This window comes from Pseudomonas cucumis, assembly GCF_030687935.1.
GTDB lineage: Bacteria > Pseudomonadota > Gammaproteobacteria > Pseudomonadales > Pseudomonadaceae > Aquipseudomonas > Aquipseudomonas cucumis.
Genome location: NZ_CP117454.1, coordinates 4,196,515 through 4,216,962, shown reverse-complemented (window position 1 = coordinate 4,216,962; position 20,448 = coordinate 4,196,515). Strand labels below are relative to the sequence as shown.

General features: G+C 60.5%; 20 protein-coding genes and 1 pseudogene. 12 read left to right on the top strand and 9 right to left on the bottom strand.

Features of this window, described 5'->3' with window-relative positions; all coding sequences use genetic code 11:
• The 4 genes from codB to PSH97_RS19145 all read right to left on the bottom strand — a co-directional run bounded on the left by codB (position 1) and on the right by PSH97_RS19145 (position 4,097).
• Positions 1-1,272: a cytosine permease gene (gene codB, locus PSH97_RS19160; RefSeq protein WP_305446266.1), complete on the bottom strand. Its 1,272-nt coding sequence runs from the start codon at positions 1,270-1,272 to the stop codon at positions 1-3.
• Between the two features lie 242 nt (positions 1,273-1,514).
• Positions 1,515-2,339 carry an alpha/beta fold hydrolase gene (locus PSH97_RS19155; protein WP_305446265.1) on the bottom strand — a complete coding sequence of 275 codons (825 nt, stop codon included), beginning with the start codon at positions 2,337-2,339 and terminating at the stop codon, positions 1,515-1,517.
• Between the two features lie 226 nt (positions 2,340-2,565).
• Entirely contained in the window at positions 2,566-2,922 is a 357-nt protein-coding gene (gene queD, locus PSH97_RS19150) for a 6-carboxytetrahydropterin synthase QueD (RefSeq protein WP_003173033.1), read from the bottom strand.
• A gap of 95 nt (positions 2,923-3,017) precedes the next feature.
• Positions 3,018-4,097, bottom strand: a complete 1,080-nt coding sequence (locus PSH97_RS19145; protein WP_305446264.1) for a patatin-like phospholipase domain-containing protein — start codon at positions 4,095-4,097, stop codon at positions 3,018-3,020.
• Between the two features lie 179 nt (positions 4,098-4,276).
• Between PSH97_RS19145 and PSH97_RS19140 the strand changes: the two genes are divergently transcribed.
• The 8 genes and pseudogenes from PSH97_RS19140 (at position 4,277) to PSH97_RS19110 (ending at position 10,546) form a co-directional block, all read left to right on the top strand.
• A complete protein-coding gene (locus PSH97_RS19140) occupies positions 4,277-4,585 on the top strand; it encodes a PepSY domain-containing protein (RefSeq protein ID WP_305446263.1) in 309 nt (102 codons plus the stop codon).
• The gene (locus PSH97_RS19135; protein ID WP_305446262.1) at positions 4,585-4,905 is read left to right on the top strand and encodes a PepSY domain-containing protein; all 321 of its coding nucleotides are present in this window, start codon (positions 4,585-4,587) and stop codon (positions 4,903-4,905) included. The genes PSH97_RS19140 and PSH97_RS19135 overlap by 1 nt, the downstream gene beginning before the upstream one ends.
• A 3-nt stretch (positions 4,906-4,908) precedes the next feature.
• The gene (locus PSH97_RS19130; RefSeq protein ID WP_305446261.1) at positions 4,909-5,577 is read left to right on the top strand and encodes a response regulator transcription factor; all 669 of its coding nucleotides are present in this window, start codon (positions 4,909-4,911) and stop codon (positions 5,575-5,577) included.
• Positions 5,574-6,887 carry a sensor histidine kinase gene (locus tag PSH97_RS19125; protein WP_305446260.1) on the top strand — a complete coding sequence of 438 codons (1,314 nt, stop codon included), beginning with the start codon at positions 5,574-5,576 and terminating at the stop codon, positions 6,885-6,887. The genes PSH97_RS19130 and PSH97_RS19125 overlap by 4 nt, the downstream gene beginning before the upstream one ends.
• A gap of 217 nt (positions 6,888-7,104) precedes the next feature.
• Positions 7,105-8,421: a Na+/H+ antiporter family protein gene (locus PSH97_RS19120; RefSeq protein ID WP_305446259.1), complete on the top strand. Its 1,317-nt coding sequence runs from the start codon at positions 7,105-7,107 to the stop codon at positions 8,419-8,421.
• Between the two features lie 64 nt (positions 8,422-8,485).
• A pseudogene (locus PSH97_RS28625) lies at positions 8,486-9,385 on the top strand (cache domain-containing protein); the annotation flags it as partial.
• A gap of 84 nt (positions 9,386-9,469) precedes the next feature.
• Positions 9,470-10,291, top strand: coding sequence for a methyl-accepting chemotaxis protein (locus PSH97_RS28620; RefSeq protein ID WP_370694714.1), 822 nt, complete (start codon positions 9,470-9,472; stop codon positions 10,289-10,291).
• Positions 10,292-10,387: 96 nt separating this feature from the next.
• Positions 10,388-10,546: a metallothionein gene (locus PSH97_RS19110; protein WP_223488708.1), complete on the top strand. Its 159-nt coding sequence runs from the start codon at positions 10,388-10,390 to the stop codon at positions 10,544-10,546.
• A 71-nt stretch (positions 10,547-10,617) separates the two neighbouring features.
• On the opposite strand, the gene PSH97_RS19105 is transcribed toward PSH97_RS19110, so the two are convergent.
• The 3 genes from PSH97_RS19105 to PSH97_RS19095 all read right to left on the bottom strand — a co-directional run bounded on the left by PSH97_RS19105 (position 10,618) and on the right by PSH97_RS19095 (position 13,131).
• The gene (locus PSH97_RS19105; RefSeq protein ID WP_305446257.1) at positions 10,618-10,845 is read right to left on the bottom strand and encodes a DUF6555 family protein; all 228 of its coding nucleotides are present in this window, start codon (positions 10,843-10,845) and stop codon (positions 10,618-10,620) included.
• Between the two features lie 270 nt (positions 10,846-11,115).
• Positions 11,116-12,150: a purine-nucleoside phosphorylase gene (locus tag PSH97_RS19100; protein WP_305446256.1), complete on the bottom strand. Its 1,035-nt coding sequence runs from the start codon at positions 12,148-12,150 to the stop codon at positions 11,116-11,118.
• A 24-nt stretch (positions 12,151-12,174) separates the two neighbouring features.
• A complete protein-coding gene (locus PSH97_RS19095) occupies positions 12,175-13,131 on the bottom strand; it encodes a nucleoside-specific channel-forming protein Tsx (protein WP_305446255.1) in 957 nt (318 codons plus the stop codon).
• Positions 13,132-13,441: 310 nt separating this feature from the next.
• On the opposite strand from PSH97_RS19095, the gene selD reads away from it, so the two are divergent.
• Both selD and mnmH read left to right on the top strand, forming a co-directional pair.
• A complete protein-coding gene (selD, locus tag PSH97_RS19090; RefSeq protein WP_305446254.1) occupies positions 13,442-14,476 on the top strand; it encodes a selenide, water dikinase SelD in 1,035 nt (344 codons plus the stop codon).
• The gene (gene mnmH, locus PSH97_RS19085) at positions 14,476-15,579 is read left to right on the top strand and encodes a tRNA 2-selenouridine(34) synthase MnmH (protein ID WP_305446253.1); all 1,104 of its coding nucleotides are present in this window, start codon (positions 14,476-14,478) and stop codon (positions 15,577-15,579) included. Before selD ends, mnmH begins: the two co-directional genes overlap by 1 nt.
• 158 nt (positions 15,580-15,737) lie before the next feature.
• Here mnmH and PSH97_RS19080 read toward each other — a convergent pair whose 3' ends face one another.
• Positions 15,738-16,412 (bottom strand): histidine phosphatase family protein, encoded by a 675-nt coding sequence (locus PSH97_RS19080; protein ID WP_305449833.1) that lies wholly within the window; start codon positions 16,410-16,412, stop codon positions 15,738-15,740.
• A gap of 294 nt (positions 16,413-16,706) precedes the next feature.
• Here PSH97_RS19080 and PSH97_RS19075 point away from each other — a divergent pair, with 294 nt between their 5' ends.
• Positions 16,707-17,414: a glutathione binding-like protein gene (locus PSH97_RS19075; protein ID WP_305446252.1), complete on the top strand. Its 708-nt coding sequence runs from the start codon at positions 16,707-16,709 to the stop codon at positions 17,412-17,414.
• A 130-nt stretch (positions 17,415-17,544) separates the two neighbouring features.
• Positions 17,545-18,519, top strand: coding sequence for a porphobilinogen synthase (gene hemB / locus PSH97_RS19070; protein WP_305446251.1), 975 nt, complete (start codon positions 17,545-17,547; stop codon positions 18,517-18,519).
• 61 nt (positions 18,520-18,580) lie between these two features.
• Here the strand turns inward: hemB and PSH97_RS19065 are convergent, their stop codons facing one another.
• Positions 18,581-20,110 (bottom strand): FAD-dependent oxidoreductase, encoded by a 1,530-nt coding sequence (locus PSH97_RS19065; RefSeq protein WP_305446250.1) that lies wholly within the window; start codon positions 20,108-20,110, stop codon positions 18,581-18,583.
• Positions 20,111-20,448 lie beyond the last annotated feature (338 nt).

Genomic DNA, 20,448 nt, shown 5'->3' with positions numbered 1-20,448 from the left:
TTAGAGATCTTGTAGTGGTGCTTCGGCGGTACGGGCACCCAGTACCCCGGTCAATAGCACATACGTTAGCGCGGCAGCGGCAATCCCTACCAGCGGCGCGACCCACGGCGAGCTGAAGGCGGCGACTGTGCCGACTGCATAAGCGCTCAGCCCCGGCCAGTTGAACGCGGGCAGCCGTGTGTCGGCCAAGCGCGGGTAGTGGCCCCGATAGCGAAAGAAAAAGTCCGCCATGATCACCCCGCCAATCGGCGGAATGACAGTGCCCAGCAGAATCAGGTAAGGCACCAGCATGTCATACATGCCCAGCAGCGCCAGCAGCGTGCCGATCACCGCACCGGCCAGGGTCACGGTTCTGCGCCGGCCGGTGCGCAGCAGGTTGCAGCCGGCGACGGCGAAGTTATAGATGGTGTTGTCCTGAGTGCTCCAGATATTAAGCAGCAACATCGCCATCGCGGCCATGGCGAAGCCTTGCAACAGCAGCACTTCAACCACATCCGGCTGCTGATAGACGATGGCGCCGTAGGCCCCGATCAACACCATCAGGCCGTTGCCGACGAAAAAGCCGATCAGGCTCGCCAGCACCGCCACCCGCGCCGAACGGGAGAAGCGTGTCCAGTTGGTTGCTTGCGTCGCACCGCTGACGAACGTGCCGAACACCAGGGTAATCGCGGTCGACCAATCCAGGGTTCCCGTCGGGACTACCGCGAGCAAACCGTCGAGCCCGCCGACCTTCACCGTGGCGACCCACATCGACAGCATCAGCAGCAACATCATGGCGGGCACGGCGATGTACGACAGAATCTCCAGCCCGCGATAGCCGATGTAAGCCGTGGCGCAGAAGCCCAGGCCGAACAGCACCATTAGCCCCAGAACGGTGCCCTCGCTCAGTTCGAAATACTTGCCCAGCACCACAGCCGCCGTCGCGGTGCCCCAGGCGTACCAGCCGATCTGGGTGAAACCGAGGATCAGGTCGCTGAGTTTGCTGCCCACTTCACCGAAGCAGAAACGTCCCATCAGCACCGAGTTGAGGCCGCTCTTGAAGGCGATGTAGCCCAGCCCCGCGGCGTAGATCCCCAGCAGCAGATTGCCGACGATAATCACTGCCATCATCTCGCCGAAACTGAACGCCACACCGAGCTTGCCGCCGGCAAACATGGTCGCGGTGAAGAAGGTAAAACCCAGTAGCACCATGGCGGTGGAGGCGAGCCCTTTGCGGGCATGCATCGGGACTTCGCTGAGGGGGTAATCGTTGCCCGGATCGTTCTGCGTCATGTGGCGTTCCTTGCTGGATGGAGGACGCGGGGGTGTTGCAGTGCTCGTGCCAATGGCGCGAGGGTGTTGTAATTTATAGACGAGCAGGCGGATTTGGCCCGAGGAGGGCTCGAAAGCGGTGCGGGGTTGAGTCAAATTGGAACATTTGTGGCGTTGCTGAAGTTGCCAGGATCGCAGCCTTCGGCAGCTCCTGCACCGATCCCTGTAGGAGTTGCCGAAGGCAGCGGTCTTTTGATTTTTAATCACCCTGCCAACGGCAAAAACCGCAATATCGCTGCCACAATTGCCTCCGGCGCATCTTCTTGCACCAGATGCCCGGCATTGGCAATGGCGTGAAACTGCGATCCGGCAATCATCTGATGCAGCGCCCGGCCGCGCTCGATGGGAATCCACTGATCGTCTTCCCCCCAAAGAATCTGCACCGGGCAACGGACCGTCGGGTACAGCTCTTCGACTTCGCGGGTATAACGTTCATCCATCTGCGCGATCTGCCGATAGAGCGCCGCTTGCCCCGGCTCCCCGAGCCACGGCCGCACGTAAGGCGCCAGCTCATGATCGGGAATCTTGCGCTTGATCGCGCCGCGAATATAGGCCGGCACAATCGCCTGCTGAATGTAATCGGGCAGTCCACTGAACGCTGCTTCATGTTGACGCACATGCTGCACGAACGGCGAACCCCAGGGCGACAGCGCCACCGGATCGATCAGCGTCAGGCTGCGGTAATCCTTGCGGTTCAGCAGGTGCGCGCGCAACGCAGTGGCGCCGCCGAAATCGTGGGCCACCACGTCTGGCCGTTCCAGGCCCCAGTGCTCCAGCAATTGCGCCAACAGTTGGTTTTGTACGCCCAGCGACACATCGCCGTCCGGCTGCGTGGATTGCCCGTAACCCAGCAGATCGAAGTAGTGCACCCGGTGCGTGGTGATGAAGTGCGGCGCAATCCTGTGCCACACATAAGAAGAGAAGGGCGTGCCATGCACGAACACCAGCGGCGGACCGTCGCCACGTACGGCGTAGCGCACGGAGTGCCCGTTGAAGCGATAGGTCTGAGCCAGCGGCCAGTCAGCCATGGATACGTCCTCTTGGCATGTGCGAGCCAAGAAGCATAGGCATAAAAAAACAGCCATTGAAGGCTGTTTCTCTATTCACTGACGAAACGCATTTCTTGTGTGGTCGGGCTTGTGTGGGAGTCGGGCTTGCCCGCGATGCAGACGGCTCGGTTTAACGTCGAACCGAGTTGATGCCATCGCAGGCAAGCCAGCTCCCACAGGGATTTATGTTGTGCTTGGGGTCGGCTTATTCACCGCGATAGATGCAACCGCTGGTGCAGGTCTCGTGGATACGAATCGCGCTGAGTTCCGGCAGCAGGGGTTTCAATTCATTCCAGATCCACTTGGCCAGCACTTCGCTAGTCGGGTTTTCCAGGCCAGGAATGTCGTTCAGGTAGTTGTGGTCCAGGCGCTCGTAAAGCGGCTTGAAGATCGCCTTGATTTCCGAGAAGTCACGGATCCAGCCCGTGTGCGGATCAAGGTCGCCGCTCAGGTGAATCGCTACTTTGAACGAGTGACCGTGCAGGCGACCGCACTTGTGGCCGTCCGGCACGTGGGGCAGGCGGTGGGCGGATTCGAAGGTAAATTCTTTGAAGATTTCCACAGTGATGTTCAGCTCTGTCAGGTGGCGATCGCCGCGGCGATAGGGGCAGGTGGCGAGTTTACCAGCTTGTGTTTGGCGATGCGGGAAAACACTGACTAAAGGGTCAGCAAGCGCTCGCCGAGGCGACCGTTGGCGGCCAGTTCAAGGAACTCATCGCCCAGGCGCCGGCTTTCATCCATCGTCGTGCGCCAGTATTTTTGCCGGCTCGGGGCATCGCCCATGAAGCGCTTGAAGTCGTTACGGTCCGGCAGTTTGCCGTAGGGCAGGCGCGACAGATATTCCTTTGACGGCGCCAGCAACAGAACGTCCTGCAAACGGGCCGGGCAAGCGCGGCGCCACGGCAGGGTCTTGTCGAACCAGCCGGGGATCACCCGGTCGGTGAAGTGCGGATACAGCACGATGTCGTTGCCGCTGTAGGGCAGGTCGAGGTGATAGTCCAGCAGACCACCATCGCGAAATGTCCCGGCGCCGGCACCCGGCAGGTCGCGCACGCCTTGCATGACCATCGGAATCGAACCCGAGGCCAGCAAGGCCTGGCGCAGGTTGCCGGCATCCAGCGCAACGAAGCGCGACGGGAAGTCGTTCAGCGCGTTGACCGGTGGCGCCAGGCGCGGGTCGTGGAGGATCAGCCGCTCGAAATGCCGTGACAGCCGCGCTCGCCCGCGCAGGTTGTCGGCGATCACCGACGACAGGCCCAGCCCCAGCCGACCACGATGATCGTCCGCCAGCAGGCCGTGGCTTTTGACCACCATGATGTTCAGTCGGTAGTGGGCGTTGTCCAGAATCGATGCATCGCGGCCGTCGAGCAAGTCATCGAGCATGCGCCGGGAGCTCTGGCTGATCTGCGCCATGGTCACCCCCTTGGCAAAGTTTTGCTCGGTGTACAGATGACCGAGGCGGCGGATGCCTTCAGCGGCATCCGGCAGGCAGGCGCTGGCGAACCGCCAGGAACCCACCGAAGCGCCAATCAGCGAACGCTCCCTGGGTGCCGCCGGCAGCCATTCGCCGAACAGCGCCAGATCCAGTCCCTGAATTCCCAACGCTTTCGGGCCACCGGCGGCGCCCGGCAGCGTGCCCACATCAGCGGCGCTCAAGCCGTTTTCACGGATGCGCGCCAGGGCACGCGGGCCGGCCTTGAGCGTCAGGGAAGGGAACTTGATGTGGATCGCGGTCATACCGGTCTCGATGTTTGGCAGGCGGGGGATTATAAGCGTGTGTCGGACAGCGCAGCGCACAATCTGTAGGAGCCGGTGATGTCACACTGCAATCATTAATGATGGCAATTCAGTTTCAGTTAAGTTCGAATCGCTAAGGTGGCGCTGGTAGCAACACATAAAAAATACGGAGACACCCCATGAAAATCCTGACTGCCCTGTTCACCGCCTCCCTCATCACCATGACCGCCAGCATCGCTCACGCGCGCGACCTGGGCCCCGACGAAGCCCTGAGACTGCGCGACGCTGGTACCATTGTGTCTTTCGAGAAGCTCAACGCCACGGCATTGGCCAAACACCCCGGCGCCAACATCACCGCAACCGAGCTTGAAGAAGAGTACGGCAAGTACATCTACCAGGTGGAACTGCGCGACTCGCAGGGCCTTGAGTGGGACCTGGAGTTGGACGCTGTCAGCGGGCAGGTTCTCAAGGATCATCAGGATACGTAATGAAGGTGTTTTCTCTTAATCGGCGCGCCAGCAGTCATATGGCGCTGGTGCTCCTGGCTTTTTGCTCGGTGGTCATGGCCCGTGATCTGGATCAGGACGAGGCCCTGCGCCTGCGCCAACAAGGTGTGATCCTGCCGCTGGAGCAGCTCTTGCAGCAAGCGCTGGACCTCTATCCCGGGGCCAAGCTGCTGGAAGCCGAGCTTGAGGAAAAGCACGACGTCTACATTTACGAGGTCGAGCTGCTGACCACCGAAGGCGTAGTGCGCGAACTGGACCTCGACGCCATCACCGGGCACTTACTGAAAGACAAGGAAGATTGACCGATGCGTTTGCTCTTGGTGGAAGACCACGTGCCGCTGGCCGACGAATTGATGGCCGGCCTCAACCGGCAGGGTTACGCCGTGGACTGGCTGGCCGACGGCCGCGATGCGGTGTACCAGGGCAGCAGTGAGCCTTATGACCTGATCATCCTCGACCTTGGCCTGCCGGGTTTGCCGGGGCTCGACGTGCTGGCGCAATGGCGGGCCGGGGGCTTGGCCACGCCAGTGCTGATCCTCACCGCGCGCGGTTCCTGGGCCGAGCGGATCGAAGGCCTCAAGGCCGGCGCCGATGATTACCTGACCAAACCGTTTCACCCCGAAGAGCTGCACCTGCGAGTCCAGGCACTGTTACGCCGCTCCCACGGTCACGCCAATCAGCCGACACTCAAGGCCGCCGGTTTGCATCTGGATGAAGCTCGCCAGTGCGTGACCCGCGACGGCGCCGACATCCAGCTCACCGCCGCCGAGTTTCGCCTGCTGCGTTATTTCATGTTGCACCCTGAACAGATCCTTTCCAAAAGCCACCTCGCCGAACACCTCTACGACGGTGAAACCGAGCGCGACTCCAATGTGCTGGAAGTCCACGTCAATCACCTGCGACGCAAACTCGGCCGCAGCGTGATCGAAACCCGTCGCGGTCAGGGTTACCTGTTTGGCGGGCAAGCCCAGTGAGGTCGATTCAGCGCCGCTTGAGCCTGGGCCTGATCAGCGTGATGGTGATCGTCGGCCTGGTGCTGGCGCAAACCAGCCTGTGGCTGTTCGAAATGGGTTTGCAGCGCTACCTCGAAGCCGGGCTGCGCAACGACAGCGAAAACCTGCTGGTGGCGCTGGTGCGTGGCCCGCAAGGGTTGCAGCTGGATGAGCGTCACCTGTCGCCGGCCTACCAGAGACCGTTCTCCGGGCATTACTTCCGTATCGACTTTGCCGACCGCCATTGGCGCTCCCGCTCGTTATGGGATCAGGATCTGCCGCGGCTCGAACACGCAGGTCTGCAAAGCAACCTGCAATTGGGGCCGGAAGGGCAGCTGCTGCTGGTGTTGCGTTCGGACTATCGTCGGCTGGGTCAGGCGATTTCCATCAGCGTCGCCCAGGATTACACCCCGGTGCGCGATAGTTTCTGCCGCATGCAACAGGTCGGTCTGGGGTTGGGGCTGGTTGGGTTGCTGTTGATTCTGCTGCTGCAACGGGTCACCGTGCGCCGCGCCTTGCGCCCGCTGGAAAAGGCCCGCGAGCAAATCGCCCAATTGCAACAGGGCCAGCGCTCGCAACTCGACGAAGAAGTGCCGCTGGAGCTGGAACCGCTGGTGGCGCAGATCAACCATTTGCTGGCCCACACCGAAGACAGTCTCAAGCGCTCGCGCAATGCGCTGGGTAATCTTGGCCATGCCTTGAAAACGCCGCTGGCGGTGTTGTTGAGCCTGGTTTCCAGCGAAAAACTCGATGCTCACCCGCAGCTGCGCAAAGTCATGCAGGCGCAACTGGAGCAGGTTCAGCAACGGCTCAATCGTGAACTCAACCGCGCCCGGTTGTCCGGCGATGCACTGCCGGGGGCGTTGTTTGAATGTGATGCCGAGCTACCTGGGTTGCTGGCCACGTTGAACATGATTCACGGCGAACACCTTGACCTGAGCTACCGGGCACCGGCCGGTTTGCAACTGCCGTGGGATCGCGAAGATTTGCTGGAGTTGCTCGGCAACCTGCTGGACAACGCCTGCAAATGGGCGGATGCCGAGGTGCGGTTGAGCGTGGTCGAAACGGCCGAAAGGTTTGAGCTAAGCGTGGAAGACGATGGCCCGGGGATTCCCGAAGACCAGCGCGCTCAGGTGTTCAGCCGCGGTACCCGACTTGATGAACAGACGGATGGACATGGTTTGGGGTTGGGCATCGTGCGCGATATCGTCGACACATGGGGCGGGGTGTTGAAGTTGCAGGAAAGCGAGTGGGGCGGGTTGAAGGTCACGATCGAGTTGCCCAAACGCTAACCCACAATCCAAAGAACGCTGCTTAACCTGTGGGAGCGGGCTTGCTCGCGAAAGCGGCGTGGCGTTGGCTTTGACAAGGCGGCAGCGCTCCGGCACAGTGCGCGCCCTCTAATAAAACCCTTTTCTCCATCCGCTGGCGGCGCTCATACAGACTGCCGGCCGGACTCATTCCGTTTGGCGGTGATTGCCTCACCGCGCTGCTTTTGAGGTAACAACAATGAATGCAGTAATTGCCGCGGTCGGCATCATGCTGATACTCAGCCTGTCCCGCGTGCATGTGGTGATCGCGCTGATTGTGGGCGCGCTGGTCGGTGGCTTGACCGGTGGCCTGGGCATCGATGCGACCCTGAAAGCTTTCAACAGCGGCCTCGGCGGCGGGGCGACGGTTGCGTTGTCCTACGCCTTGCTCGGCGCGTTTGCGGTGGCCATCGCCAAGTCCGGCCTGGCCCATGCGCTGGCCGACAGAGCCCTGACCATGGTCGATCGCCAGCACGCCAACGGTGGCGGAAATGTCAAATGGCTGCTGATCGGCCTGCTGTGGGTGGTGGCTATCGCCTCCCAGAACATTTTGCCGATTCATATCGCCTTTATCCCGTTGCTGGTGCCGCCACTGTTATATGTGCTGACCAAACTGCAACTGGACCGTCGATTGATTGCCTGCGTCATTACGTTCGGTCTGATCACACCGTACATGTTCTTGCCCGTGGGCTTCGGCAACATCTTTCTCAATGAAATCCTGCTGGCCAACGTCGCCCGTAGTGGCGTGGACATCAGCGGCATCAACGTCACCCATGCCATGGGCATTCCGGCGCTGGGCATGGTGTTTGGCCTCGCGGCAGCGTTTATCAGCTACCGCAAGAAGCGCGTTTACGACCTCGAGAAAATCGAAAAAGTCGAACAGGTCGCGGTGCAGTACAACCCAATGAGCCTGATGATCGCCGGTCTGGCCATTGCCGCCGCGTTCATTGTTCAGTTGCTGCTGGACTCGATGATTATCGGGGCGCTGGTGGGCTTCCTGATCTTTTCGGTGTCGGGCATCGTCAAATGGCGCGACACCGATGACCTGTTCACCGAGGGCATGAAGATGATGGCGATGATCGGCTTCATCATGATCGCCGCGTCCGGGTTTGCCGAAGTGATGAAAGCCACCGGTCATGTGCAGACGCTGGTGGAGTCCTCGGCCTCGTGGATCAACCACAGCAAAGGCATCGGCGCGCTGTTGATGCTGCTGGTCGGATTGTTGGTGACCATGGGCATCGGCTCGTCGTTTTCCACCGTACCGATTCTGGCGGCGATTTTCGTGCCGTTGTGCGTGCAACTGGGCTTCAGCCCGATCGCCATCGTGTGCATCGTCGGCACTGCCGGTGCGTTGGGCGATGCCGGGTCACCCGCGTCGGATTCGACCCTGGGCCCGACCTCCGGTCTGAACATCGACGGCCAGCATCACCACATCTGGGACACCGTGGTCCCGACCTTCCTGCACTACAACCTGCCGCTGCTGGCGTTTGGCTGGGTGGCGGCGATGGTTCTGTAACACCTCTAACCCTGTGGGAGCGGGCTTGCCCGCGATGGCGGCCTTTCAGTCGCATTGATACTGAATGTACCGACGCTATCGCGGGCAAGCCCGCTCCCACAGGATCAATGTGACTCTGACTCAACTTTTGATTTGGCCTGCCGTTAAAGCCTTTAACCACGCCAACAAAATCATAAGAGTGAACGTCATGCGCATGAGCCTGAAGGCTAAAGTCCTGTCCCTTGCCGTCCTCCCGGTGCTGCTCTTTGCGCTGGTCATCAGCCTGACCACGCTGTTCATCCTGCAAGAGCAGGCCCGCAAGGAAGTCGAGGAAACCCGTCAGCGCCTGCTCAGCGATGCCAAGGCGACCCTGCAAAGCTACGTCGCCGTGGCCATGACCACGATCAAACCGCTCTACGACGCAGCCGCCCCCGGCGATGATGCGGCGCGGGCGCAGGTGATCAAGTTGCTGTCGAGCATCACCTACGGCAAGGACGGCTACTTCTTCGGCTACGACTCCAACACCGTGCGCCTGTTCAAGGCCAGCAGCCCCGAAGGCGTGGGCCAGAGCTTCAAGGACAACCGCGACCCGAACGGCGTCTACGTCAACCGTGACCTGGTGAAAGTCGCCAAGGACGGCACTCACTACCTGCAATACAGCTCGACGCTGCCCGGTAACACCCAAGTGCTGGTGCCTAAACTCGGCTACACCGAATACCTGCCGAAGTGGGACATGGCGGTCGGCACCTCGGTCAACCTCGACGGCATCGAAGCTCAAGTGGCGGTGGTTGAGGCCAAGGTCCAGGAACGCATGCAAGGCGTGGTGCTGAGCATTGTCGGGATTGCCGTGGTGGTGCTGTTGGCGATTGCTGCTGCCGGGATGCTGCTGGCCAACACCATTCTGCGTCCGCTGAACCTGATGAAAGCCAACCTTGACGACATCGCGGCGGGCGAGGGCGACCTGACCCGACGCCTGTCCATCACCAGCCAGGATGAACTCGGCGAACTGGCCGGCTCGTTCAACCGTTTCGTCGACAAGATCCACGGCCTGGTGCGGCAGATCACTGAAATGACCTCGCAACTGACCGGGCTGGTGAATCAGGTGTCCGATCAGGCCCAGCGCTCGGATCAGGCCATGGAGCGTCAGCGTCACGAAACCGATCAGGTGGCCACGGCGATCAACGAAATGTCTGCGGCGGCTCAGGAAGTGGCCAAAAGCGCGCAAAACGCGGCGGTCGCTGCCCAGCAGACCGACGAAGAAGGCCAGGCCGCCAAGCGCGTGGTGGCTGGCAGCATCGTGAAGATTCATGCGTTGGTGAACGACATTCGCAGCAGCGGCGTGTCTCTCGATAGCCTGCAGAAAGACGTGTCGTCGATTGTCAGCGTACTCGGGGTGATCCGTTCGATTGCCGAACAGACCAACCTCCTGGCGCTCAACGCCGCCATTGAAGCGGCCCGCGCCGGTGAGGCCGGGCGTGGTTTTGCGGTGGTCGCCGACGAAGTGCGGGCATTGGCCAGTCGCACGCAAATCAGCACCCAGGAAATCCAGAGCATGATCGACCGCTTGCAGGCCGGCACCCAATCGGCAGTCGAGGCCATGCGCCGCTCCAGCGAGGCCGGCGACGGCACGTCGGCCCAGGCCAACGAGGCGGGGGCCTCTCTGGACGCCATGGCCCAGTTGATCGGCACCATCAACTCGATGAACGCCCAGATCGCCAGCGCCGCCGAAGAGCAAACCGCCGTAGCCGAAGAGATCAACCGCAGCGTGCATCAAATTGCCGTGGCCGTAGACAGCGTCGCCGACGAAACCCAGCTTGGCGCACAGACCTCACGCAGCCTGGCCGACCTTGGTCAGCGCTTGGGCCAACTGGTCGGGCAATTCCGCATTTGAGGTCATGAATGGGGGCCAGAGCTGACACAAACTCCTACACTGGTATTACGGTGCGCATCCGTCGCACCCAGACGACCATCACCATGGAGTCAGACTATGAACGACGGTACCTGCGACTGCCCGAAATGCTCCTGCAAACTGGGTGAACACCCCATCGTGCGTCACGGCAAGCACTATTGCTGTGAAGGCTGCGCCAAGCATCATGAACACGGCGAAGAGTGTTCCACCAAAGGCTGCAAATGTGCCAAGCACTGACCGTTCAGCCAAAAAAAGTGGAGCCATCCAGGCTCCACTTTCAGTTTGAATCCTTCCCTCCCTTCCAAAGCTTAATTCGCCGGTCGCCAGGTCACATTTTCGACGCCGAATTTCTCCGCCAGCGGTTTACTGGTCTTTTGCACCCTCTCACGGCCAAAGCGCGGGATCCGGCCTACTCCGGCGTCGCAACTTGCCCAGTGCCAAGCCTCTGCATTGTCCATTTTGTCCAGGCGGATAATGAAAGACTTGGGCTTGCCGTGAAGGGTGTATTCAATGACGAAAAGTTTTGCGTTGTTCATAAAGCCTGTATTCCTCCCTGTTGTTATAGAGGGATCGTTCGGCGCGCGGAAAATTCAGTCGAGTTGTCGGACGGTGACAGTGACTGGCGACAGCCGGGCGCCTCGTGATCATGGAGCCTTCCTGACTCCCGATGATCCTAGCCTATGGCCCAAGGTGCGCCGGCGGAACCGTCACAGTCGGCATTTATGTTGAATGTTCTGGCCCTATCGCGAGCAGGCTCGCTCCCTGTAGGAGCGAGGCTTGCCCGCGAAGGCGTCCTCAAGCCGGACTCAGACCTCAGGCACGCCTTTCTCCCAAGCCGACCAATTCTGCAGAATCTCCTGCACCAACGGATTCCCCGTGCGGTACAGGTTCTCCAGCGCCGGCACAAAACCGCCCTGATCGGCGTATTTGAGCAGGTTATCCACCTCGCTCTGGCCCGGCGCCGGCCGGTCGAAGTCGGAACCGGCGCGCACCACCGCCAGACGCCGCACATCCACCAACCCCTCGCGGCTGGCGCGCAGCAGCGCTTCATAGGTGGAATTGTCTTCCTGCTGAGTCGTGCAATAAACCCCTTCGTTATTGGTCAGCAGCTTGGTCCAGACTTCAGCTCGCTCACTCAGCCGCGTTCCGGAAAACCAGGTATTGCCCGCCAGCGTATCGCACTGGGTAACGACCGGCGGTTGATTGGCCGGGGCCGACGGATACTTCAAGCGCCATGCCGCCGACTCCTTGCTCTCGCTCAGATGGACCTTGTGGCTCAGGGCGAATGCCTTGGCCTGCAACTTCGGATTGAGTTCGAACACTTCAGTCTTGTAGTCCAGAGGCGGCTTTTCGTTCGGGCCTTTGGTGTTGATGCCCAGGTAACCGGTCGGCCAGTCTTTCGGTGCGTCCCGGGAGTCCAGCTCCCACTGGGTGCCGAACTCCACCAGATAGTGCGCCCACGCGGTGGTACCGATGGTGCCGTGGTGCGGGCTGATGCCGGCAATCCCGGCGATCAGAAAGTAACTTTTGCGCAGGTCGAATTTCGGCGACAGCGCCAGGGCCAGGGTCGAAGCCGCCGCATTGGTCTGGCCCATGCCGGTGACCATCAGGCACACCTGTTGGGGGTTGCAGCGAATATTCGGGTACTCGGCGGACAGGCCCGGTACGCGCACTTCTTGCTTGAGCTCCAGGCGATCGATCCAGTTCTGCGCCTCGGGGGCGAACATGGTGATCAGCATTACTTTCGGCTGAATGGGCGCTTCAGTCGCCCAGGTAGCAGACGAGAGCAGGGCGCCGCAGACAATGCCCACGGACAGGGAAAGACGCGTCATTGCATTCATAAAACCTCCTGATTCAAATGAGCCTTAAAACTGATAACCGACACCGGCGTAGTAACCCCAGCCGTTGGAACGGGCGCGGAAGTCACCGTCGCCGAAATTCAACTCACTGCCGTCGTCCCAGTTGCCGCCGTTGTGGAAATAACGGCCGACCAGGGTGAAACGCAAGTGGGTGAAGGCGTAGAGCAACACGTTGGTGGCCACGGTGGCGTTGGCGGTGCGGGCCGGGTTGTCCTTGTGCAGATCGGAGCCGAAGTCGAAGTTGGTGAAACCGATGTAGGTCAACGAAGCGCCATTGCTGAAACTGCTGATGGGCACGATGTACTTGAGCTGGGCGCGGTAGCCGTCCCACGAATATTCGTTGCTGGCACCGTAGTTTTCCCACTGGTAGCGGCCATAGAAGTTGGCCGACAGGTTGACCCGCGAATGGGTGTCGATGTCGGTGCCCAAACCGCTGTACAGCGTGTTGGCGCGGTTGGCGCTGTTGCTGCCGTGGTCGTAGATCCAGTCGAACGCCACGTACCATTCCTTGAACGGCCCGACGGCCAGGCTGCGGCCGGCCAGGTAGTCGATGGAAATCCGCGGTTCGTGCTCCATGAACACCGGCGAGCCGTGGTCCCAGACGCCTTTGTCATGGCTGTTGCCGATGTCGAAGATCTTTGGAATGTCGATGTAGCCGTACAACTCGAATGGCCCCTTGCGGCCGAAGTATTCATATTCCAGGTAGATGTCGTCGGCCGGTTGCGGGCCGAAACTGATGTCTTTGCTGCCGATGATGGTCAGGTCCTGGTTGAACCAGTCGGACAGGTAGGCGCCTTTTTTCGGCGGGCTGGCTTCAGGGCTAAGGGCTTCGCCCTGGGCGGATTCTTCGGCGGTGGCCGGTTGGGCCCAAACGTGGCTGCTGAGTAGTCCTGTAACGCTGGCCAGCAGCAAGGAAACAGCAAAAGTGCGCGAGCAAGTCACGCGGCTGGAGGTGCAATGCATTAAAAGTCCCTTTTCGTGCGGATCGAAAGCCCGGTGGTGCGGGTTTGTGCGGTTAGGTGGCGAACAGGCCGGTATCGGCGACTCGCAAACGTTTGCACAAGGCATACCAGTTTTTCTCAAGGCACGGAAAAGGTTGGGAAATAGATGGTTTAACTGTCCTTTCGATCAGGGTTTTCGCACCAAAGTGGTATCGCCTGCACGATGATCGTTCCCGCGCGGGAGCGTGGGAACGATCGGTCACATGTAACCAGCTCCTACGAAATAGGGTTGCTGTAGAATCCTCGGCATTGACTTCACAAGGTACCCCCCGATGAGCGAGCCGATTCGTCTGACCCAATACAGCCACGGCGCAGGTTGTGGCTGCAAGATTTCGCCCCAGGTGCTGGAGGTGATTCTGGCCGGCAGCGGTGCGCAGAACCTGGACCCGAAACTCTGGGTCGGCAACGCCTCGCGCGACGACGCGGCGGTGTATGCCATCGACGAAGAACGCGGCGTAGTGTCGACCACTGACTTTTTCATGCCGATCGTCGATGATCCCTTCGACTTCGGCCGCATCGCCGCGACCAATGCCATCAGCGATATCTACGCCATGGGCGGCGATCCCTTGATGGCGATTGCGATCCTCGGCTGGCCGGTCAATGTGCTGGCGCCGGAGATTGCCCGGGAAGTGATTCGCGGCGGGCGTTCGGTCTGTGATGAGGCAGGGATTCCATTGGCCGGTGGCCATTCCATCGACGCGCCAGAGCCGATCTTCGGCCTGGCCGTGACCGGGTTGGTGGAAAAGCGCCATATGAAGCGCAACGACACCGCCACCGCCGGGTGCTTGCTATACCTCACCAAACCCTTGGGCATCGGCGTCCTCACCACGGCCGAGAAGAAGGGCAAGTTGCGCAATGCCGACATCGGCCTGGCCCGCGACTGGATGTGCACCCTGAACAAACCCGGCAGCCGTTTCGGCAAACTCGACGGCGTGACCGCAATGACTGACGTCACCGGGTTTGGCCTGATCGGGCATCTGGTGGAAATGGCCGACGGCAGCAACGTGACCGCCCGCATTGAATATGACCGGGTACCGCGCCTGCCGGGTGTCGAGTATTACCTCGATCAGGGCTGCGTGCCCGGCGGCACGCTGCGCAATTTCGACAGCTACGCCAGCAAGGTCGGCCGACTTCAGGAGTTGCACAAACGCGTGCTCTGCGACCCGCAGACCAGCGGCGGCCTGTTGATTGCGGTCACGCCCGAGAGCAACGAACAGTTTCTGGCGGTGGCGGCTGAACTCGGCCTGACCCTCGAGCCAATCGGCGAACTGGTTGAGCGACAGACTCACGCGGTAGAGGTGTTTTGATGTCCATCGACTTCACCGATTACCGCGACATCTTTCTCAACGACCGACCGATGATGGATACCCGCGCGCCGGTCGAATTCCTCAAAGGCTCATTTCCCGGCGTGGTCAATCTGCCGTTGATGAATGACCTGGAGCGGCAACGGATCGGCACTTGCTACAAGCAGCAAGGCCAACAAGCAGCCATCACGCTGGGGCATCAATTGGTGTCCGGCGAGATCAAGGCCGAGCGCATCCAGGCCTGGGCCGAGTTTGCCCGGGCGCATCCGGATGGTTATTTGTACTGTTTTCGCGGCGGGCTGCGTTCGCAGATCGTTCAGCAATGGCTGAAGGACGAAGCGGGTATCGACTACCCGCGAGTCGGCGGTGGCTACAAGGCCATGCGCACCTTCTTGCTCGATACGCTCGAGCAGGCCATTGCCCAGTGCGATTTCGTTTTGCTGGGTGGCATGACCGGCACCGGCAAGACCGAGGTGCTCACGCAATTGAGCAACGGGTTGGACCTTGAAGGCCACGCCCATCATCGCGGCTCCAGCTTCGGCAAACGCGCCACCGGCCAACCCTCCAACATCGACTTTGAAAACCGCCTGGCCGTGGACGTGCTGAAGAGGCGCGCCCGTGGTATCGAACAGTTCGTGCTGGAAGACGAGAGCCGCATGGTCGGCAGTTGCGCCTTGCCGTTGCCGCTGTATCAGGGCATGCAGCAGTTTCCGATGGTCTGGCTGGAAGACAGCCTGGAAGGGCGTGTCGAGCGGATCCTGCGTGATTACGTGGTGGACTTGTGCGCCGAATTCATCGAAGTGCATGGCGATGAAGGTTTCGCGCTGTTTTCCGAGCGTTTGCTGGCGAGCCTGAACAATGTACAGAGACGGTTGGGCGGCGAACGTCATCAGCGGATGCTGACCTTGATGGAAGACGCGCTGGCAGAACAGGCGAACAGTGGCGCGGTGGATATGCACCGGGGCTGGATCGAAGGGTTACTGCGCGAGTATTACGACCCGATGTATGCGTTTCAGCGGGAGAAGAAGGGTTCGCGGATTGAGTTTGTCGGGGAGCGGGGGGCGGTGCTCGAGTATCTGCGAGCGCGAGGCAATCAGCGAGGGTGATGCTGTTTTGCCGGCCCCATCGCGGGCAAGCCCGCTCCCACCGTGGTTTGTGGTGGAACACAGATTTGTGATCGACACTGTCTCTTGTGGGAGCGGGCTTGCCCGCGATGGGGCCGTGACAGGCACTGTAAAACTCGAAGCGCCACCACGATCACAGCTTACGTCGGACAGGTCTCCTGACCATTATCCAGCCCTTGCTTGTAGCTGTGGCTCTGCAGGCTGGCCTTACCGTTGTGCCAAGTCAGCGTGAGCACATACAGCGAGTCGTAATCGCTCGATTCCCAGTCTTCGGTAATGTTCTGTTTCTTGCCGACGGCTTCCCCGGCGACCTTGTTGATCAACTCGGGCAGATAGCCGTGGGACCAGGCCGTATAAATGACCGAGTTGTGATACTTGTCGTGCAGCAGTTCATCCGCCAGGTCGCTGGTGTCATTGGCCGAGAAGTTGATGTTCACCGGCAAGCCGAGCTTGATTGCGCTGGGGCTGATGGTCATCAGGGGGCGGATGTAACTGTAGGAATTATCCAGTTCGCCTTCCTCGACATTGCGTGTCGGGTTGGCGGCAAACACGTAGTTGGCCTTGCCGAATTTTTCCGGCAACAAGGTGGCCAGGTCAATGGCGCGATTCAGTCCCTGACAATTGAGCTGACCCAGGCCGCCGGCCGGTTTTTCCGCATGACGCAGGAATACCAGCGTCTGAGTGCCGTCCGCCGGTTGGGCGCGGCTTTCACTGGACTCAAGCGACAAGAACAACGCGCTGACCGCCAGCAGGGAGGGCAGGAAGATATAGGCGCGATGCTTGAAGCGTTGGGCGAATTTCAATGGATTCATCATCGAATAGGTCATCTTCAGCGCATTCGGTTAAGGCTGACAAACCTTGACACCGCGAGCTCCCAGCATCGGGTGTATTCCATGTCGTTGGCCCGGTCCGTTTTCTACAGGGCAATGCTCAGAGTCCTCTGAAGCCCTTTGGTTCGATCCGAGCGAGGTGCCTGGCACTTTAGCGGCAACCTTGAACGGATTGGGGAAAAGGTTACCGACGGGATGTTGCGGATTTATGGACACGTTACACATCGTATCCCCGTCCCCATTATGATCTTCACTTCGATTTTCTCGTGGATGCCCTTTATGACCGATTTGTCTGCATTCCCCATCACTCAAAAATGGCCGGCCCAGTACCCGGAGTGGATCCAGCTCTATTCCTTGCCAACGCCCAATGGCGTCAAGGTTTCGATCATGCTCGAAGAGATCGGGCTGCCCTACGAGCCGCATCGTGTGGGCTTCGATACCAACGATCAGTTGTCCCCCGAATTTCTGTCGCTGAACCCCAACAACAAAATCCCGGCGATCCTCGACCCCCATGGTCCGGGGGACCAACCGCTGGCTCTGTTCGAGTCCGGGGCGATTCTGATTTACCTTGCCGACAAGAGCGGGCAACTGCTGGCCCAGGAATCGGCGGCGCGTTACGAGACCCTTCAGTGGCTGATGTTTCAGATGGGCGGTATCGGACCGATGTTTGGCCAACTCGGTTTTTTCAACAAATTCGCCGGCAAGGACTACGAAGACAAGCGTCCCCGTGATCGTTACGTCGACGAAAGCAAGCGCTTGCTCCAAGTCCTTGATGGCCGTCTGCAAGGGCGCGACTGGATCATGGGCGAGCGCTACACCATCGCCGACATCGCGACCTTTCCATGGGTGCGCAACCTGATCGGCTTCTACGAGGCCGGTGATCTGGTAGGCATCCAGAATTTCCCTAACGTCACCCGCGTGCTGGAACGTTTCCTGGCAAGGCCGGCGGTGATTCGCGGGCTGGAAATCCCCAGGCAACCCCTTTGAGCTGGATGCGGCCAATTGTTGCCGCCGCGGTAACGCAGTCTTGAGCGATCAAGGTTTGTGCCCCGCCCCTTGCAGGGCATAAGCTTCGCTCCCACAACTTCGTCTCATCCGCCGTTTTTCAGGAAGGCCCATGCCCAGTCAGTTCCCCGAAGCACGTCCACGCCGTCTGCGCCGCAATGCGAGCCTGCGCAGCCTGTTCCAGGAAACCGAGTTCAGCTTGAATGATCTGGTGTTGCCGATTTTCGTCGAGGAAGAGATCGACGATTTCGTGCCGATCAAGAGCATGCCTGGCGTGATGCGCATTCCCGAGTCGAAGCTGGCCGGTGAGATCGAGCGTTACGCCCGCGCCGGGATCAAGTCAGTGATGACGTTTGGCGTGTCCCATCATCTGGACAGCAGCGGCAGCGACACCTGGAGCGACAATGGTCTAGTGTCGCGCATGTCGCGCATCGCCAAGGACGCCGTGCCGGAAATGATCGTGATGTCCGACACCTGTTTCTGCGAGTACACCGATCACGGCCACTGCGGCGTGCTGCATCACCACGAAGTCGACAACGACCAGACCCTGATCAACCTCGGCAAACAAGCCGTGGCGGCTGCTCGGGCCGGCGCCGATGTGATCGCACCGTCGGCGGCCATGGACGGGCAGGTCCAGGCCATTCGCCGGGCACTCGATGAAGCGGGTTTCAGCCAGACCGCAATCATGGCCTATTCGACCAAATTCGCTTCGGCGCTTTATGGCCCGTTCCGCGAGGCCGGCGGCAGTGCGCTGAAGGGCGACCGCAAAAGCTATCAGATGAACCCGATGAACCGCCGCGAAGCCGTGCGTGAATCGCTGATGGACGAGCAGGAAGGCGCCGACGCGCTGATGGTCAAACCGGCCGGTGCGTACCTGGACATCATCCGCGATATCCGCGAAGCCTCGCGTTTGCCGCTGTCGGCGTATCAGGTGAGTGGCGAGTACGCGATGATCAAATTCGCCGCCCAGGCCGGGGCAATCGATGAGGACCGAGTGGTGCGTGAGAGCCTGGGAGCGATCAAACGGGCCGGGGCGGATTTGATCTTCACCTACTTTGCAATGGACCTGGCCCTGGCCGGGATCTAACTGTTTTGAAAGATCATTCCCACGTAGAGCGTGGGAATGATCAGCCTCGCTAATCTTGGGTTCAGCCGAAGAAAAGCCGAATCTCACGGTCCCGGAAATACCGCTCGATCACCTTCGGATCGGCGCTGTAGTCGGCAATCGCCACATACGTATCCGGCCGCAGCAGGTAAAACCCGTTGCGCGCCAGCCCCGCCGTTTCAAACGCCGGCCGCCAGTCGAACACCTGCAACGGCAAGTGATGCTCGATGCACCAGGCAATCATCTCGTCGCTGGTGTCGCCATACACATGCACTTGCCAGCTCGGGTCCTTCAGCGATTCGAAATTGTCCCCTTCACCGTCGTGAGCCCAGGGCAGGCGATCACCACCGTGAACATGGCCAGCAACGCCTTCGCTCAACGGCATGCCGCGATAGTTGAGGGTGGTCTGCGACACTGTGCGAAACAGAAATTCCCGCGCGGCTTCCAGCGAGGTCATTTTCGGGATCAAAAAGGGCGCCACGCGGGTGCGCAGCAAGTCGGCAATTCGTCCTTCGGCGGTGACGAAACTGAAGACCCGGTCAGTAGTTGCCACCAGTCGCCGGGCAAACGCGATGCGTTCGGTTTCATAACTGTCGAGTAGTTTGGCCGAGGCGCCACCGCTCAACACCGCGGCGAGTTTCCAGGCCAGATTGATCGCGTCGCCAATCCCGGTGTTCATACCTTGGCCACCCGCGGGGCTATGGACATGGGCGGCGTCACCCAACAGAAACGCGCGCCCGGTGCGAAAGTGATCCGCAACCCGGTGATGCACGCGGTAAGTCGAGAACCAGTTCACCTGATCGATCTGTACCTTTAAATGCTCGATGGCACGGCTGCTGACGTCTTCGAACTGGAGGGTTTCGGCACGATCGGCGCGTTCGTCGCGAACCGTACCGATCAGGCGGGCGCGCCCTTCACCGGCCAAGGGGAATACGGCGAGAAAGTCGGCTTCATCAAGGTCCACATGCAGTTCACCGTTGAACGTGGGGCCGCGAGCCTGCACATCTGCCACGTAGAAAATCTGCTGGTAAGTGCCGCCCGGAAAACCGGTATCCAGCGTTTTGCGCACAATCGACCGGGCGCCGTCGCAGCCGGCGAGATAACAGGCCTGGCAGGTTTCCTGCTGGCCATCGGGCAAGCGCACCCGGGCGGTGATGCCGTCGCCGGTTTCCTCGAAGCTTTGCAGTTCGGTGTTGCGCTCCACCGTAATACCGAAGGCCTCCAGGCGTTCGATCAGCAGGCGTTCGTGCTCGTCTTGCGGATACATTTCCAGAAACGCGTAGGGCGTCAGACCCTCGCCGATGGTGCTCAGCGGCAGGCGTGCGACCGGTTCGCCCTTGACCCAGAAATTCGCCGCGGCCACTTTATGGCCGTTTTGCACAACAGCGTCGCTGAGGTCGAGCTGGCTATACAGTTCAAGGGTTCGTGCCTGTACTGCCAGCGCACGTGAAGTGGTGCCGGGTTCCGACGTCTTGTCGATAATGCGCACCCGAATTCCCAGTTTGCTCAGCCACAGCGCCAGTACCAGCCCGGTCGGGCCGGCGCCGATGATCAGCACGTCGCTACGGTTCATGAGCCTGTCCTCCTCGGTATGTGGATCAAGTATGGTTCAGCCCGGATGCACCGGCCGCCCGGCTGCCCAACGGAAAACACGCGTGTAGCAGCTGTCGAGCCTGCGAGGCTGCGTTCGGCTGCGAAGCAGTCGTGAATTCGGCGAACGCCGTTTACCTGAAAGAACTCAGTTGCAGGTTTTGCGACTGCTTCGCAGCCGAACGCAGCCTCGCAGGCTCGACAGCTGCTACAGCTGCTACAGCTGCTACAGCTGCTACAGCTGCTACAGCGCTACCGCTACGGGGCAGGGAGCAGGGGAACAGTCCGCGACTGTCACAGTCATAGCCTGCGCCATGCCAT

Coding starts and splice junctions, on each gene's coding strand:
- codB (WP_305446266.1), bottom strand. CDS start 1,272: ATGACGCAGAACGATCCGGGCAACGATTACCCCCTCAGCGAAGTCCCG.
- PSH97_RS19155 (WP_305446265.1), bottom strand. CDS start 2,339: ATGGCTGACTGGCCGCTGGCTCAGACCTATCGCTTCAACGGGCACTCC.
- PSH97_RS19145 (WP_305446264.1), bottom strand. CDS start 4,097: ATGACCGCGATCCACATCAAGTTCCCTTCCCTGACGCTCAAGGCCGGC.
- PSH97_RS19140 (WP_305446263.1), top strand. CDS start 4,277: ATGAAAATCCTGACTGCCCTGTTCACCGCCTCCCTCATCACCATGACC.
- PSH97_RS19135 (WP_305446262.1), top strand. CDS start 4,585: ATGAAGGTGTTTTCTCTTAATCGGCGCGCCAGCAGTCATATGGCGCTG.
- PSH97_RS19130 (WP_305446261.1), top strand. CDS start 4,909: ATGCGTTTGCTCTTGGTGGAAGACCACGTGCCGCTGGCCGACGAATTG.
- PSH97_RS19120 (WP_305446259.1), top strand. CDS start 7,105: ATGAATGCAGTAATTGCCGCGGTCGGCATCATGCTGATACTCAGCCTG.
- PSH97_RS28620 (WP_370694714.1), top strand. CDS start 9,470: ATGACCTCGCAACTGACCGGGCTGGTGAATCAGGTGTCCGATCAGGCC.
- PSH97_RS19110 (WP_223488708.1), top strand. CDS start 10,388: ATGAACGACGGTACCTGCGACTGCCCGAAATGCTCCTGCAAACTGGGT.
- PSH97_RS19105 (WP_305446257.1), bottom strand. CDS start 10,845: ATGAACAACGCAAAACTTTTCGTCATTGAATACACCCTTCACGGCAAG.
- PSH97_RS19100 (WP_305446256.1), bottom strand. CDS start 12,150: ATGAATGCAATGACGCGTCTTTCCCTGTCCGTGGGCATTGTCTGCGGC.
- PSH97_RS19095 (WP_305446255.1), bottom strand. CDS start 13,131: ATGCATTGCACCTCCAGCCGCGTGACTTGCTCGCGCACTTTTGCTGTT.
- selD (WP_305446254.1), top strand. CDS start 13,442: ATGAGCGAGCCGATTCGTCTGACCCAATACAGCCACGGCGCAGGTTGT.
- mnmH (WP_305446253.1), top strand. CDS start 14,476: ATGTCCATCGACTTCACCGATTACCGCGACATCTTTCTCAACGACCGA.
- PSH97_RS19080 (WP_305449833.1), bottom strand. CDS start 16,412: ATGATGAATCCATTGAAATTCGCCCAACGCTTCAAGCATCGCGCCTAT.
- PSH97_RS19075 (WP_305446252.1), top strand. CDS start 16,707: ATGACCGATTTGTCTGCATTCCCCATCACTCAAAAATGGCCGGCCCAG.
- hemB (WP_305446251.1), top strand. CDS start 17,545: ATGCCCAGTCAGTTCCCCGAAGCACGTCCACGCCGTCTGCGCCGCAAT.
- PSH97_RS19065 (WP_305446250.1), bottom strand. CDS start 20,110: ATGAACCGTAGCGACGTGCTGATCATCGGCGCCGGCCCGACCGGGCTG.